A 13,927-nucleotide genomic window follows, 5' to 3' on the forward strand; every position below is an offset into this window, starting at 1 on the left:
ACCAACGCAAAAAGAAGAGGGGCCACCTTGTAGGGAGCCCCTCCAGGTCTCGTCAGAAGGTTGGTTGAGATTCAGGATTAGAAGAACAGCTTCGCCGTGAACTGCATCTGGCGAGGACCATAGAGCGTGCTCGAGGTTGAGCTGATATTTCCTAGCGAAGTTGGGCCCGTGAACGGGATGATGGAGGTTGTGCCACCGTACTGGTACGCCGTTGTGTAGTACCCGAGAGCCTGCTTACGGTTGACCAGGTTGAAGGCTTCGGCAAAGATCTGGAACTTGATGCCCTCACGGATGGTGAAATCGCGGGAGACGCGAGCGTCGATGTTGCGAACGCCGTTCGATGGGAACGAGTTGCGCTTGAACATCGGAGCACGGCCATTGGCAGGCGACGGGCTGTTGCCCACCGAACCGCCGGTTACGCCGCCCTCGATTCCGCCGGAGGCATTGCCGGTCATGTTTGCGGTGAGCGGGAGGCCAGAGGCCTCGGTTGCTGTCCCGGAGAGGGACCAGCCGTTGACGGCGTAGCGCGCGAGCATGTTGGAGAGCGCGACCCTCGGAGACCAGACGATGCTGCCGACGAACCGGCTGCGCATATCGAGGTCCGAACGACTCCATTCCGAGAGCGTGCCAGGGTTCTTGAGGTTGTAGGGATCGAGGATAGTGTCGGTTCCGTTGAAGGTGCCGAACTGGCCGGGGACCTGGCTCATGTCCATCGCCTTGGCCCAGGTGTAGTTGAGCAGAAGCTCGACCTGGTGGCTGAAGGGCTTGCGGATCGTGAATGCCCCCGAGTGATACCACGAGTTTACCCCGCTAAAGCCGACCAGAATACCGCCATCGTTGGGCGACGGACGCTGAAGGGTGTTGGAGTAGAACGGCACAGTGATGTTGCCGGTGGATCCGCTGGGCGTGGTGTAGGTGTAGGTACGGGTCAGGTTCGTGCGTGGCAGGTTTGCATCAATGAAGTAGGGCAGGCGCATGCCACGAGTGCCGACGTAGGCGATCGTCAGGCTGAAGTTTCCGGGCAGAGCCTGTTCGACGGCGAGGTCAAAGGAGTGGGTATAGGGGTTGGAGAAGCTGGGGTCCTGTCCGCGGAAGGAGAGTTTCTGGAGACCGGCCGATCCGTTGACGGTAGGAGCAGGCGCACCCGCGAAAGGGGCTGCCAGCGGAAGGCCTGGAGGCGTGAAGAGAACGCCGATGTTTCTGGGAGCTCCGGCCGCATAGGTATAGGAAGTTGGAACGGTGGAAGAGCCGGTCGACTGCGTGACACTGAGCGAGTAGGCCTGCTGGTAGACGCCATTTTCAACACGGGTGGCGTAGAAGGTCGAGTTTGACGTCAGTCCGTAGAAGGTTCCATAACCGCCGCGGAACACGGTGCCCTTATAAGGCGACCAGGCAAAACCAATACGCGGCTGAATCATCTTCAGGTTGTTCTTGATGGTCCTCGTGTAGTAGTTGCCTAGCGGAGAAGCCGCGCCGTTGAAGCTGGTCGTGTAAGGGCGCGGAGGCTGGGGCGTGAGCTGCACATCGTAGCGGACGCCCAGGTTCATCGTGAGGTCCTGCGAGATCTTCCACGAGTCTTCTAGGAACCCGGCGAAGTTCTTGCTCCAGAAGTCGTCGGCGCCAATGTGAGTGATGGGGTCGTTGACCTGCTGGAAGCTCGTCCAGTGCTGTCCGCCATTGACGCCATACAGGTCCTGCACCCAGTTCTGGAAGGCGCCGAGCGTGGCGTTGGCAACGGTGGGATGGGCAGGATTGGGATTGGTTGCCGAGGGAGCGACGCAGGGGAAGATTCCCTGATCCGCGGGGTTAGCGCACTGTGCATTGAGCGAGGCATAGGAGTAGACGCCGCCGCCCTGGAAGAGATTGGCAAGGTACTCATGGACCAGGTTGACGTCGATGCCCGCCTTGATAATGTGCCGCCCCATGGCCTTGGAAAGCGTGTCGGCCAGCTGCCAGCGGTGCTCATCCGGGAAAGCCAGGCGCGGCAGAGCGTTGGGCATGCCGTAGCCCTGCAGCCCGGAGATCGTCACCGAAGGTCCAGGAGCGTTGGCCGACGTAACCTCAAGATCGCGTCCCCACTGGAAGCGGGCGGCATTGGTCAGGGAGCTCGAGATCACCGACTCCCAGTTGACGATCAGGTAGCGCTCATGGAAGTCCGCGCGTCCATTCGTGCTGGCCGAGGAGTTGGTGGCGGTTGCGGAGGTGGTATAGCCGTTCGGCAGCTTGTAGTTCTGGAAGAGGAACTCTGCGCTGATGTGGTTGTTGCCGTTGAGCTGATAATCGACGCGAGGAAATAGAATGTCCTGCTTGAGGACGCGGGGCGCCGGGCCCGAGAGTCCGTTGATATACGCCTTGGCAGTGGCGCACTGGTCCGCGCTGATCGGCGAAGGGCAGGTGTACGCGTTGACGGTAGCCGGAGTCACGCCGCTCGAGTAGAGCAGCGGAGCGACGCGACGGAAGCCATCGTAGGTGAAGAAGTAAAAGAGCTTGTCTTTGATGATGGGACCGCCCACCGAACCACCGAACTGCTGCTGCTGGCGTATGGCCGGTTGCAGCAGGGCAGGATTCGCTCCTGGCTGACGCCCCTGGTACTTCGTGAGGGGGTCGAGCGCATTCAGCGAGGGATAACGCAGGTAGTAGAAGAGGTCGCCATGGATGGCATTAGTGCCGTTCTTGGAGATCGCGTTGATCTGTCCGCCGGCGGCCTGGCCGAATTCGGCTGAGTAACCCGATGCCGAGGACTCGAACTCCTTGATGGAATCCTGCGAAAAGACGTAGGGAGCACCGATAGCGCGGCCGCGAGCCTCGGAGAAGAAGGCTTGCTGGTTGTTGGCGCCGTCGATCAGGTTCGTGTTGTACATGCCCGAGATGCCACGGTAGGAGATCAGGCCGGAGTTGCCGTCAGGGACCACGTTGGTGGTGAGCAGCACAAAGTTATCGTAGCGACGGCCGTTGACCGGCAGGTTCGAGACCATCTGCTGGTCGATCGTCTGCGAGACCTGGGTCTTTTCCGTGTCGATCAGGGGAGAGACATCGGTGACGGTAACCTCAGTGGTGGCTGAGGCAGCGGGCAGCGCGACATCGACAGAGAGCACCTGGCCGACGGTGAGGATCAGGTTTTTGCGGTCGACCTTACCAAAACCAGCGCCGGAGGCGATGACCTCGTAATGGCCGGGCTGCAGGAAGGTGGAACTGAACCCACCCGAGTCGTTGCTGCTCAGCGCACGCGTCGCACCGGTGTCGGTATTGATGACGGTGACCGAGGCGTTCGGCACGACGGCGCCGGAGGCGTCGGTAATCGTACCGGAGATGGTTCCGGTTGCCGCGGTCTGTGCGGGCGCGGAGATGGCCACGGAAGCGGCCAGCACAGCGGTTAGGAAGAGGCGTTTGGGTGAAGGGATGAGGCTCATCTATTCCTGGCTCCTGAAAGAACGACACCGGTAAATAGGGTGTGCGAAATGGGTGTTGAACCGGTGTACTCCGGTTGTGCTGTCTGCCGGACCTGGTTCAGATACCGCTCAAAATTGAAAATTAGTAATACTTCTACGGTCGGTCTAAATGGCGGCGCTGTCAAGATGAGATATGTCAAAGTCTCGCAAAATGCTGCGGTTGACACCTCGCGACGACGTTTGAGTCTTTAGTGAAGCGTATCGGGAATCACAGCGTACTGAATGAGAATCTCGAAGGGCACGATGGCGAGCGTGGCCTCGTGGGTAGCTTCGAGCACGACGGGGCAGCCGGCGCCGGCCTGCTGCACCTGGAACCAGCGCGCGGCGCAGACACACCAGCGGTCGCCGGGCTTGAGGCCCGCGAAGCCGAACTGCGGCATCGGAGTGGAAAGGTCGTTCCCCAATTGCTTGGAGACGCGCAGAAACTCCTCGTTGACGATGCAACAGATGGTGTGGACGCCAAAATCGTCGGGGCCGGTCTCGCAGCAGCCGGTGCGGTAGAAACCGGTCATGGGTTCGCAGCCGCAGACCTCGAGCGGCTGGCCGAGGACGTTTCTGCCTCGGGCTTTAACAGGTTCCTTGATAGGTTCAGTGCTTGGCATCGGGCCGACTCGTCATCTCTTGCATTGGGTTTGCTTGATTCTCTTGCACGGATGAATAAGTATCCCACTTTTACGAAGAGCCCGCGAGGAGGAGAACCCATGGAATCGCATCCGGGTGACGGAGTGTTCGCGGCGGTACGGTACGCCAATCCCTGAACGGGGGATCGGCCATGTGCGGCCCGATTCGATAGGCTATGGAGAATGACTGATTTGAGGAAGCTGCGGATTGGGATTGTAGGCTGCGGAAAGATCGCCGACGGACATGCCGAGGTTGTGAAGCATCTTGCGGGGGCAGAGCTTGCGGCGGTGTGCGACCGCGAACCGCTGCTGGCAGAACAGCTCGCCGTTCGCTACGGCGTGCCGGCCTGGTATGGCGACACGGGCGAGATGCTGGCGCGCGAGCGGCTGGACGTCGTGCACATCACGACTCCTCCGGGAGTGCATCTCGCGCTAACGCGGCAGTGCGTTGTAGCGGGAGCGCATGTGTTTCTCGAAAAGCCGCTGGCGCTGACTGCACCTGAAGCAAAGCAGCTGATTGATACCGTGGTTGCAGGCGGGCGGCAGATGACGATCAACTACTGGCCCAACTTCGATCCGCCTGCGATCCAGTTCAGAAAGATGCTGGCCGAGGGCGTGGTGGGAGAGCCGGTGCACGTGGAGGCGTTCATCGGATACGATCTCGCGGGAGCCTACGGGCAGGCGCTGATGAGCGATGCCGGGCACTGGGTGCATCGCCTTCCGGGCAAGCTCTTCCAGAACATGATGGACCACATCGTCAATCGCATCGTTCCACTGCTTCCGGACGTGGAGCCGGAGGTGCACGCGTTCGCATTCAAGCGGCGCGAGGCGGTTCGCGGAGACGCGACTGACGCCATGCTCGATGAGCTGCGGATGTTTCTGCGCGGCGGCGGAGTCACGGCGTATGGGACCCTGTGCTCACATGCGCGCCCAGTGGCGAATACGTTGAAGGTGTATGGAACCAAAGCGACGGTCGAGGTGGACTTCAACAGTCGCACTGTGGTGACCGCGGCCTCGCAACGGTATCCGAGCGCGGTGGGACGACTGGTGCCGCCGTTCCAGATGGCCGGACGCTACATGGCGGAGGCGAAGAAAAACGTAAATCAGTTTCGCCGCAGCGAGTTTCACTTCTTTGCCGGAATGTCGAAGCTGCTGGAGGAGTTCTATGCCGGCATTCGCAATAATGGAACGCCGCCGATTCCCTACACTGAGGTCCTGCGCGTGAACGAGGTGATGGATCGCGTTATCGAACAGGTGTATCCGGCTGCGCACGCTTCCCTGCTGGCGGGAGGCGTGCGATGAAGATTCTTGTGACCGGGGCCGGCGGATTTCTCGGCAAAGCGATTGTGGAACGTCTGCTCGCGCACGGCGAGATGGACCTGCGCTGCATGCTGCGCGACACCTCGAAGGCGCGCGGACTTCAGGAGATTGCGGCGCGGTATCCGGGTGCGCAGCTTGAGTTCATCACGGTGAACCTTCGGAACCTGGCCGAGATCGGCCCTGCCGTCGCCGGTTGCGAGATGGTGATCCACGCCGCTGCGGCGTTGAAGGGATCTCCCGCGGAGATGTTCATGGACTCGGTGGTGGCCTCGCGCAACCTATTGGAGGCGATCGTCAATGAGGTGCGGCCGATGCGCGTGGTGCTGGTCAGCTCCTTCGGTGCGATGGGCGTGGCGGAGCTGGAGCGCGGCGCGATGGTCGATGAGAGCGTTCCGCTTGAGCGGCATCCTGAGAAGCGCGATGTTTACTCGCACTCGAAGCTGCGGCAGGAGCAGCTCTTCTGGGAGTATCGCGACAAGTACGGCTTCGAACTGGTTGTGCTGCGGCCGGGCGTGATCTACGGACCCGGCGGAGGACACTTCTCCAACCGCGTCGGACTGAGCCTCTTCGGCAGGTTTCTGCACCTGGGCGGGAAGAACCTGCTTCCCTTGACCTACGTGGACAACTGCGCCGAGGCGATTGTGGTCGCCGCGCTGCACGAGGGAGCGGACGGACAGGTCTATAACGTAGTGGACGACGACCTGGTGACGTCGGCGCAGTATCTGTCGCTCTACAAGAAGAACGTAAAGCCTGTCCGATCGGTGCCTGTTCCCTACTTCGCGCTGATGTGGGGCTCGCGCATGGTGGAGCGCTACAGCGAGCGCTCGCGCGGACAGCTTCCGGCGATCTTCACTCCATACAAGACGCGCGCGATGTGGGGCGGCAACCAGTTCAGCAACGCGAAGCTGAAGAGCATCGGCTGGCGTCCGCTGATCTCGACGCGCGATGGCCTGGAGCGCGCGTTCGCAGCGTTTCGTGTTGAGCCAGAAAGGCGAAGTAGCTAGAGGTTTTCGAGCACGCTCTGAATGCGGTCGCACGCCCACAGCAGATCCTGCCGCTCAATGACCAGCGGAGGCGCGAGCCGGATGACGTTGTCGTGCGTCTCCTTGCAGAGCAGGCCTTCGCGCATAAGGGCTTCGCAGATGGGGCGTGCCGCGCCGTTGAGCTCGATGGCGACCCAGAGGCCCTTGCCGCGGATCTCGCGAATGTGCGGGCTGCGGACCTGGCGCAGCCGTTCCATCAGAAGCTGTCCGAGTTCGGCGGAACGCTCCGAGAGGCGCTCCTCGACGATGACGCGCAGCGAGGCGCGCGCGACCGCGCAGGCCATCGGGTTGCCCCCGAAGGTGCTGCCGTGATCGCCAGGATGCAGAACGCCGATGACCTCGTGCGATGAGAGGACAGCGGAGACGGGATAGAAGCCGCCCGCGAGCGCTTTGCCGACGATGAGCACGTCCGGCTTTACTCCTTCGTGATCGCAGGCGAAGAGCTTGCCAGTGCGTCCGAGGCCGGACTGGATCTCGTCGGCCATGAAGAGGACGTTGTTCTCGCGGCAGATCGCAGCGGCCTCGCGCAGGAAGCCGTCCGGAGGAATGAGCACGCCGGCCTCGCCCTGGATGGGTTCGACGAGGAAGGCCGCGGTGTTCGGCGTGATCGCCGCGCGCAGAGCCGCGGCATCGCCGAAGGGAATGATCTTGAAACCCGAGAGATACGGACCGAAGCCCTCGCGGTACTGCTCCTCGGTGGAGAAGCTGATGATCGAGATGGTGCGGCCGTGGAAGTTGTTCGCGCAGACGATGATCTCGGCCTTGCCGTCAGGAATGCCTTTGACGGTGTAGCCCCACTTGCGGGCGAGCTTGAGCGCGGACTCGACAGCCTCGGTGCCGGAGTTCATCGGCAGCACCATCTCAAAGCCCGTCAGCTCGGTAAGCTCCTTGTAGAAGAGAGGAAGCTGATCGTTGCGAAAGGCGCGCGAGGTCAGCGTGACGCGCTGCGCCTGTTCGAGCATGGCGGCGAGGATGCGCGGGTGGCAGTGGCCCTGGTTGACCGCTGAGTAGGCGGCAAGCAAATCAAGGTAGCGCCGGCCTTCGACGTCGTAGACCCAGACGCCGGAGGCGCGCTCGACCACGACGTTTAAAGGCTTGTAGTTGTGCGCGCCGTACCTGTCCTCAAGCGCGATGAGGCGCGAGGTGGTGTTGCCGTGAGAGAGATCGTCCGCTGTGTCGCTGTGCAGAAGTGGGCTTGCCATTTCGACCGCCTGAGCGTGATTCGAGAGCTTGGGATGCCTCTCTTCGCCCTATTATTTCACGGCCTCTTCCAAGACCTTCGGCTCCACCGGCGCTCGTCCCATTCTCAGGAAGCGTTCTTCGTAGAAGCGTCTCGAGAGCCATGCCAGCAACACGGATAGTCCAGCGCAGAGAAAAAGGCGAGTCAGCGGCTGCCGCAGAGCGTGTTTCCACGATGCAGCAGGCAGGAGGCGGACCATGTCGTCATACCGCACGAAGATCATGACATGAATCAGATACAGCCCATAGCTGATATCTCCGAAGAAACGCAGGGGTGCCGCAAGACGGCCGGAGAAGAACGGGCTTCGCAGTCCAAGCAGCAGAAGAAGCACGCCGGTGAAGATGATGTTCCACGGCACCGTCTGCAGGCTGTCTCCGACGAGATTGGTCCGGTGAGTGATCCCAAAGGGATAGCCGACCGCAAAGATCATCGCTCCGGCGAGGCAGAGGCCGAGCCCCGCTTTGATCCCGTTCGAGAGCGTGCCGTATCTGGACCTCGCAAAGATCGCCGCCAGCGCACCGATGGCGAGGTTGTCGGCGATCAGATAGGTGGCCGTGTGAACGTTGCCCAGCGGCAGAAGCGACGATGCGCTGAGCAAGCGAAGCAGGGGTTCAACAAGGCAGAGCGCAAGCGACAGAAACGCCAGCCCGCGCACACTGACCCGCGCAACGATCGCAGGCCAGATGAGGTAGAACTGCTCCTCCACCGACAGAGACCAGAAGGGACCGTAAGTGCCCAGATGAAAGTAGCGATACAGCCCTTCATAGTTCGCTAGAAACAAGAGGCAAAGCAGCGCCGACTTCAGCGTAAGCCACCGCACAAGCAGGAGCACGACCAGCATGGCGACGTAGGCGGGCAGGATGCGAAGAACGCGGCGAAGATAGAAACGCCGGTAGTAGTCCGGCCTTCCCTTCGTATCGATCAAAATGCCGGTGATCAGAAAGCCGGACAGGACGAAGAAGAGGTTGACGCCAAGCCAGCCTCCGACCGTCGCCTTTACCAGGACATTGAAGACGCGATTCGGCGAGCTGTCAATCGACCAGTACAGGCCGTGATAGAGCAGCACGGCGAGGATCGCGCAGCCGCGCAGAACGTCGAGCTCGGGCATATGCCTCTGAATCAGGCGATCTGCGCCGTGTTGCGTCATACGGTTGGTCATCAACAATCGCTGGAGGTCCTGAGACAGTGATACTCGATGCGGCGCAGCTGCGGCATATCGTTTAGCGTGGGTGAGACAGGAAGACAACAGCGGCGTCTGCGCGCGAAGCTTGTCTCCGTCACCTCACTTCGCGGCAAGAGCAAGCTGCTGCTGATACTCCTCGTAGGGTCCCTTGTGGTCGGTGATTCGGAAGTCGTTTGGGCCGCCCTCGAAGTTCCAGATGCGCGTGCCGGCCTCTTCGATCAGGTCCTGGTCGTGAGTGACGAGGAAGACGGTTCCCTCGTACTTCTGCAGCGCCTGGTTGAGCGCATTGATGCTCTCGAGATCGAGGTGGTTCGTCGGCTCGTCGAGTACAAGCACGTTGGGCTTCTGCAGCATCAGCTTGCAGAAGAGCAGGCGCGCGGCCTCGCCTCCTGAGAGCGCGTCGGTCTTCTTCATGCCCTCCTCGCCGCGGAAGAGCATCTGGCCGAGGATGCCGCGAATGTCTTCCTTGGTGGCCTGCGGATCAAACTGATGCAGCCAGTCGGCGGCAGTCATACCGAGCTGAATGGAGCCCTTGTGATCCTGCGCGAAGTACCCGATCTGCGCCTCGTGCCCCCACTTGACGGTGCCGGAGTCGATGGCCGACGACTCGGACTCATCGAGCCCGGCGTTGGCCAGCAGCGCCTTGAGCATCGTCGTCTTGCCCTGTCCGTTGCGACCGATCAGCACGACCTTGTCGCCCCGCATGACGGCAGCAGAAAAGTTCCTGATGACGTGCTCGGTCTTGCCATCGGGCTGCGTGTACGACTTGTTGATGCCCTCGACCTCGAGCAGGTGCTTGCCCGAGGGACGCAGCATGTCGAAGCGGATGTATGGGCGCTGGATGTTCGAGCGCGCGAGTTCGGTCGTGGCCAGGCGCTCAACCTCCTTCTTGCGCGAGTTGACCTGCGAGCTGCGCGTACCGGCAGAGAAGCGCGCGATGAAGTCGTTGAGCTGGGCGATCTTCTTCTCGCGCTGCTCGTTCTGACTCTCGATGCGCGCGCGAACCTGCGTCTTCTGCAGCACCATGTCGTCGTAGCCACCGGTGTAGGTGATGATCGTCTCGTAATCGATGTCGGCGATGTGCGTGCAGACCGAGTTGAGGAAGTGGCGGTCGTGCGAGATGGTGATGACCGTGCCGTTGTAGCGGTTGAGGAAGTTCTCGAGCCAGTGGATCGAATCAAGGTCGAGGTAGTTCGTCGGCTCGTCGAGCAGCAGCGCTTCGGGGTTACCGAAGAGAGCCTGGGCGAGCAGCACGCGCACCTTCTGGCCGCCCTGCAGCTCGCTCATCTTGCGCTCGTGCACCTCGTCGGGGATGTCGAGCCCCTGCAGCAGCACGGCGGCGTTGGACTCCGCCTCGTAGCCGTCCTCATCGCCGACGATGCCCTCGAGCTCGCCGAGGCGCGATCCATCCTCGTCGGTCAGCTCGGGCTTCTCGTAGATACGCTCGCGCTCCTCAAGCGCCGCCCACAGGCCCTTGTTGCCCATGATGACGGTGTCGATGACGCGGTAGGCGTCGAACTCATACTGGTTCTGCTTGAGGACGCCGATCTTCTTCGGGCGGACGACCGAGCCCTTCTGGGCGTCGATCTCGCCAGTGAGCACCTTCATGAAGGTGGATTTGCCGGCGCCATTCGGCCCGGTGAGGCCGTAGCGGCGGCCTGTAGTGAAGGTGACCGAAACATCCTCAAAGAGGAGCTTCGAGCCGTAACGCATGGTGACATTGGAGACTGAGATCATGGGATTCCTTTTATTTTACAGGGATTCGCGCATCCCTATGGCTTGAATGACAGCCTGCATCCAGGTTTACGTCGCGCGACGGCAGAGCGCGCGTCAGGACTGCCCGATAAGCACACCTGCCGCGAAGACAAGTCCGCCGCCCACGATCACCTGCATGCAGGAGAGCGCGAAGCTTGTCTTGAAGTAGCGATGGCGGATAAAGGCGATGACGATCAGCTCGATCCCGACGACCACATACGCCAGCGTAAGCGCGCGGTGAACGTTCGAGATAAGAAACGGAAGCGTGTGTAGAAAGCCGCCGATAAAGGTCATCAGGCCGGTGACGATTCCACGAAAGACCGGGTTGCCGCGTCCGGTAAGCGAGCCGTCGTCGGACAGACCCTCGGAGAAGGCCATCGAGATTCCCGCGCCGACTGCGGTCGCCAGGCCGATGAGAAAGACCGTACGTGAGTTGTGCGTGGCAAACGCCGTGGCGAAGATCGGCGCCAGCGTGGAGACCGAGCCGTCCATCAGCCCGGCGAGCCCCGGCTGCACGATCTGGAGGACAAAATTCTTATCGTCGGCAGCGATCTCGTTGATCTCGGTCAGATTGGGAATGTTGGTCGACATGTTTTTTGATCTTGGATGATGGGACCGTTGTGATGGGTACAAACAAAGCTCCGCCTGAGGCTGGTTGGCCATCAGGCGGAGGCTTGCTAGAGGAACTTGTCAGCGGCCCCGGTTGCCTCGGCTGGGCCGGGAACCTGAGTTGCCGCCGCGCGGATGCGAGGCGTTCCGGCCAGGATGCGCGTTGCCGCCGTTACCGTGAGCAGAGTTGCCCTGCGGGCGATTGCCGTGGCCATGGCCCTTGCGACGGCCGCGTCCACCGTTAGACGGTGCGCCGGACTGGCCTGACGCTGAATCGCCGCGCCAGGCGCGGGTCTCGAGCGCCAGCAGTGCCTCGAGAGCGGCGTCCGATGAACCCTGGGCTGCCGGGAGAGCGTTGAGATCGAGGGGTTTGTTGCGCTCCTCTTTCTCAAGATTCTTATCGGCCTCGCGCCAGTCGAACTTTATGTTCAGGCTCCGTTCGAGCTTGCGCGCCTCGTGGCGCTCCTGCGGCATCACGAACGTCGTCGCAACGCCCTTGGCGCCTGCGCGGCCCGTCCGGCCGATGCGGTGGACGAAGTCCTCGCTCGCGTTCGGAAGGTCGTAGTTCACCACGTGCGCGATGTCCGAGACGTCGATACCGCGCGCCGCGACGTCGGTCGCGACCAGCACGCGATGCTTGCCATTGGCGAAGCCCTTGAGCGCAGCGGTGCGCTGCGACTGCGAGCGGTCGCCGTGGATGGCGTTCGAGTCGTGACCCAGCTTCTCCAGCTTGCGCGAGATGCGGTCGGCGCCGTGCTTAGTGCGCGAGAAGACCAGGAAAGTTCCCTGCTCCTCATTAAGCATCTGGGTCAGCAGGCCGAGCTTCTGGTCCTGCATCACCGTGTAGGCGCGCAGCTCAACGCGATCCGACGGCTTCGACGTCGTGCCGATCTCGATGCGGACCGGGTTCTTCACGTAGTCGCGAACGATCTCCTGAATGTTGGCGTCGAGCGTAGCCGAGTAGCACATCGTCTGGCGCGTGCGCGGAACCGCGGTGACGATGCGGCGGATCGCCGGCAGGAAGCCCATGTCGAGCATCCGGTCCACCTCGTCGAGCACGAACATGTCGACCTTCGAGAGATCGATCTCGCGGCGGCGCAGGAAGTCCTCAAGCCGGCCAGGAGTGGCGACCACAAGGCGCGGGCCGCGGTCGAGGTTGTCGAACTGAGTGTTCTCCGACAGTCCTCCGCAGACGAGCGCGGCGTCGTGCTTCGCGCCGGGCATCAGCTTCCAGTAGGCCTCGAGCACCTGCATGGCCAATTCGCGCGTCGGAAGAAGAATCAGCGCGCGGATAGGGTTGCGCTTGCCGCGTGTACTGGGCTGCGAGGTCGTGTCCAGCCGCTCAAGGATGGGGACCAGAAAGCTGAGCGTCTTGCCGGTGCCGGTGGAGGCGGTCGCGAGGATATCGCGGCCTTCGAGCGCCGGCGGGATGGCTCCGGCCTGCACGGGTGTAGGCGTGACGAAGCCCGCGTTAGTGAGCCGGCTCTTCAGGGAGTCGGAGATGTTGAAGTCGGTGAAGCGATTGGATGAGGTTTGGGTATCAGCCTGGGCGGCTGGGGACTGCTCAAGAGTTGCGATCGTCAAGAAATTTCCTTTGGGTGAGTCAAGCGCGAAGAAATGCAGGGGCGCCGTGGGCGCCGTCATGGTTTGGATTCAGCATGGCTCTCGTACTCCGAAAGGGCTGCTGCTGCACGGCGAGGCTCGTGTCCGTTGACGCGGCCTCTAGCCAGAGCAACCAACGCAGCTTCCGTTACTTCGGGAAGACCCGCGGTGGGGAGAAGCGATCGCAGTCTCTGGCCAGATCTCCAAGTTCCACGGCGGATTCTTTGCCTGCGATGCTGTTGCGCAGCGATGGTTTTCAACCTGCGCATCCTTAGAATAGCACACCCACCACAAACAAAACGGCCCTGCCTGAAGAATGCTGGCTCAAACAGGACCGTTCTGGTTCATCAATCGCTTCGTTTTCTGCTAGATGTGGCAGCTCACCATGCCGCGCTTCTCAAGGTAACGCTGGTGGTACTCCTCCGCCTTCCAGAAGATGCGGCTCGGACGGACCTCGGTTGCGATGGGATTGCGGTAGGTTCCGGAGGCATTCAGTTCGGCGATCCTGGCGCGCGCCTCGGCATACTGCCGATCGGAGTGAGTAAAGATGACGCTGCGGTACTGAGAGCCCCAGTCCGGACCCTGCCGGTTCACCTGCGTCGGATCGTGCATCGCGAAGAAAGCATCCAGCAGGGATTCGTACGATAAACGGGAGTTGTCAAAGGTGATTTGAACGACCTCCGCATGGCCGGTGCGGTCGGTACAGACATCCTTGTAAGTTGGGTGCTCGAGGTCTCCGCCTTCGTAGCCTACGGCTGTGTCGATGACTCCTGTGATCTCGTTGAACCTTGCTTCAACTCCCCAGAAACATCCTGCTCCAAATGTTGTCTTTTCGATTGCCACTCGTGTTGCTCCTTTGCTGCTTACTACGGCCCTGTTACGGGTTGCGCTGCGGCCTGACTCGATTTGCAGCCACGCCTATTGGATGCTCTTCCGGGGTCGTTTGTCATCCCCCGCAAGATGAATAGCGCGAGTATTCTGTGCGCGCGAATCAAGATGTGTCAATGGGGGAATGTGGAAACTTTTGGGGGGATGTAAAAGAAACGTTACTGCAAGCCGGAGCGGCGGAAGATCGAGAAGATTTTTCCGGGGGTATCAAGCAAGAT

General features: G+C 61.4%; 10 protein-coding genes. 2 read left to right on the forward strand and 8 right to left on the reverse strand.

Going from position 1 to position 13,927, the window contains the following annotated elements; translation table 11 throughout:
* Nucleotides 1–77: 77 nt before the first annotated feature.
* Entirely contained in the window at nt 78–3,410 is a 3,333-nt protein-coding gene (locus Q363_RS09430; protein ID WP_035349551.1) for a TonB-dependent receptor, read from the reverse strand.
* A gap of 227 nt (nt 3,411–3,637) precedes the next feature.
* Nucleotides 3,638–4,051: a DUF2237 family protein gene (locus tag Q363_RS09435; protein WP_035349552.1), complete on the reverse strand. Its 414-nt coding sequence runs from the start codon at nt 4,049–4,051 to the stop codon at nt 3,638–3,640.
* A 201-nt stretch (nt 4,052–4,252) separates the two neighbouring features.
* Here Q363_RS09435 and Q363_RS09440 point away from each other — a divergent pair, with 201 nt between their 5' ends.
* Complete coding sequence (locus tag Q363_RS09440) at nt 4,253–5,371, forward strand: Gfo/Idh/MocA family protein (protein ID WP_051978594.1); 1,119 nt, start codon at nt 4,253–4,255, stop codon at nt 5,369–5,371.
* The gene (locus Q363_RS09445; protein WP_035349553.1) at nt 5,368–6,393 is read left to right on the forward strand and encodes an NAD-dependent epimerase/dehydratase family protein; all 1,026 of its coding nucleotides are present in this window, start codon (nt 5,368–5,370) and stop codon (nt 6,391–6,393) included. The genes Q363_RS09440 and Q363_RS09445 overlap by 4 nt, the downstream gene beginning before the upstream one ends.
* Here the strand turns inward: Q363_RS09445 and rocD are convergent.
* From rocD to msrA, 6 genes are all read right to left on the reverse strand, one after another.
* A complete protein-coding gene (rocD, locus tag Q363_RS09450) occupies nt 6,390–7,634 on the reverse strand; it encodes an ornithine--oxo-acid transaminase (RefSeq protein WP_051978595.1) in 1,245 nt (414 codons plus the stop codon). The two genes, Q363_RS09445 and rocD, sit on opposite strands and share 4 nt — an antisense overlap.
* A 51-nt stretch (nt 7,635–7,685) precedes the next feature.
* Nucleotides 7,686–8,831 carry an acyltransferase family protein gene (locus tag Q363_RS09455; protein WP_035349554.1) on the reverse strand — a complete coding sequence of 382 codons (1,146 nt, stop codon included), beginning with the start codon at nt 8,829–8,831 and terminating at the stop codon, nt 7,686–7,688.
* Nucleotides 8,832–8,954: 123 nt separating this feature from the next.
* The gene (locus Q363_RS09460) at nt 8,955–10,592 is read right to left on the reverse strand and encodes an ABC-F family ATP-binding cassette domain-containing protein (protein WP_035349555.1); all 1,638 of its coding nucleotides are present in this window, start codon (nt 10,590–10,592) and stop codon (nt 8,955–8,957) included.
* A 93-nt stretch (nt 10,593–10,685) separates the two neighbouring features.
* Nucleotides 10,686–11,201: a VIT1/CCC1 transporter family protein gene (locus Q363_RS09465; RefSeq protein WP_035349556.1), complete on the reverse strand. Its 516-nt coding sequence runs from the start codon at nt 11,199–11,201 to the stop codon at nt 10,686–10,688.
* 99 nt (nt 11,202–11,300) lie between these two features.
* The gene (locus Q363_RS09470; RefSeq protein ID WP_245632133.1) at nt 11,301–12,803 is read right to left on the reverse strand and encodes a DEAD/DEAH box helicase; all 1,503 of its coding nucleotides are present in this window, start codon (nt 12,801–12,803) and stop codon (nt 11,301–11,303) included.
* Nucleotides 12,804–13,187: 384 nt separating this feature from the next.
* The gene (msrA, locus tag Q363_RS09475; protein WP_211256154.1) at nt 13,188–13,664 is read right to left on the reverse strand and encodes a peptide-methionine (S)-S-oxide reductase MsrA; all 477 of its coding nucleotides are present in this window, start codon (nt 13,662–13,664) and stop codon (nt 13,188–13,190) included.
* Nucleotides 13,665–13,927 lie beyond the last annotated feature (263 nt).

Origin of the sequence: Edaphobacter aggregans DSM 19364 (genome assembly GCF_000745965.1) — a bacterium.
GTDB lineage: Bacteria > Acidobacteriota > Terriglobia > Terriglobales > Acidobacteriaceae > Edaphobacter > Edaphobacter aggregans.

Bases quoted from the DNA above. Each gene is read 5' to 3' on its own strand.
- Q363_RS09430 (WP_035349551.1), bottom strand. From the start codon at position 3,410: ATGAGCCTCATCCCTTCACCCAAACGCCTCTTCCTAACCGCTGTGCTG.
- Q363_RS09435 (WP_035349552.1), bottom strand. From the start codon at position 4,051: ATGCCAAGCACTGAACCTATCAAGGAACCTGTTAAAGCCCGAGGCAGA.
- Q363_RS09440 (WP_051978594.1), top strand. From the start codon at position 4,253: ATGACTGATTTGAGGAAGCTGCGGATTGGGATTGTAGGCTGCGGAAAG.
- Q363_RS09445 (WP_035349553.1), top strand. From the start codon at position 5,368: ATGAAGATTCTTGTGACCGGGGCCGGCGGATTTCTCGGCAAAGCGATT.
- rocD (WP_051978595.1), bottom strand. From the start codon at position 7,634: ATGGCAAGCCCACTTCTGCACAGCGACACAGCGGACGATCTCTCTCAC.
- Q363_RS09455 (WP_035349554.1), bottom strand. From the start codon at position 8,831: ATGACCAACCGTATGACGCAACACGGCGCAGATCGCCTGATTCAGAGG.
- Q363_RS09460 (WP_035349555.1), bottom strand. From the start codon at position 10,592: ATGATCTCAGTCTCCAATGTCACCATGCGTTACGGCTCGAAGCTCCTC.
- Q363_RS09465 (WP_035349556.1), bottom strand. From the start codon at position 11,201: ATGTCGACCAACATTCCCAATCTGACCGAGATCAACGAGATCGCTGCC.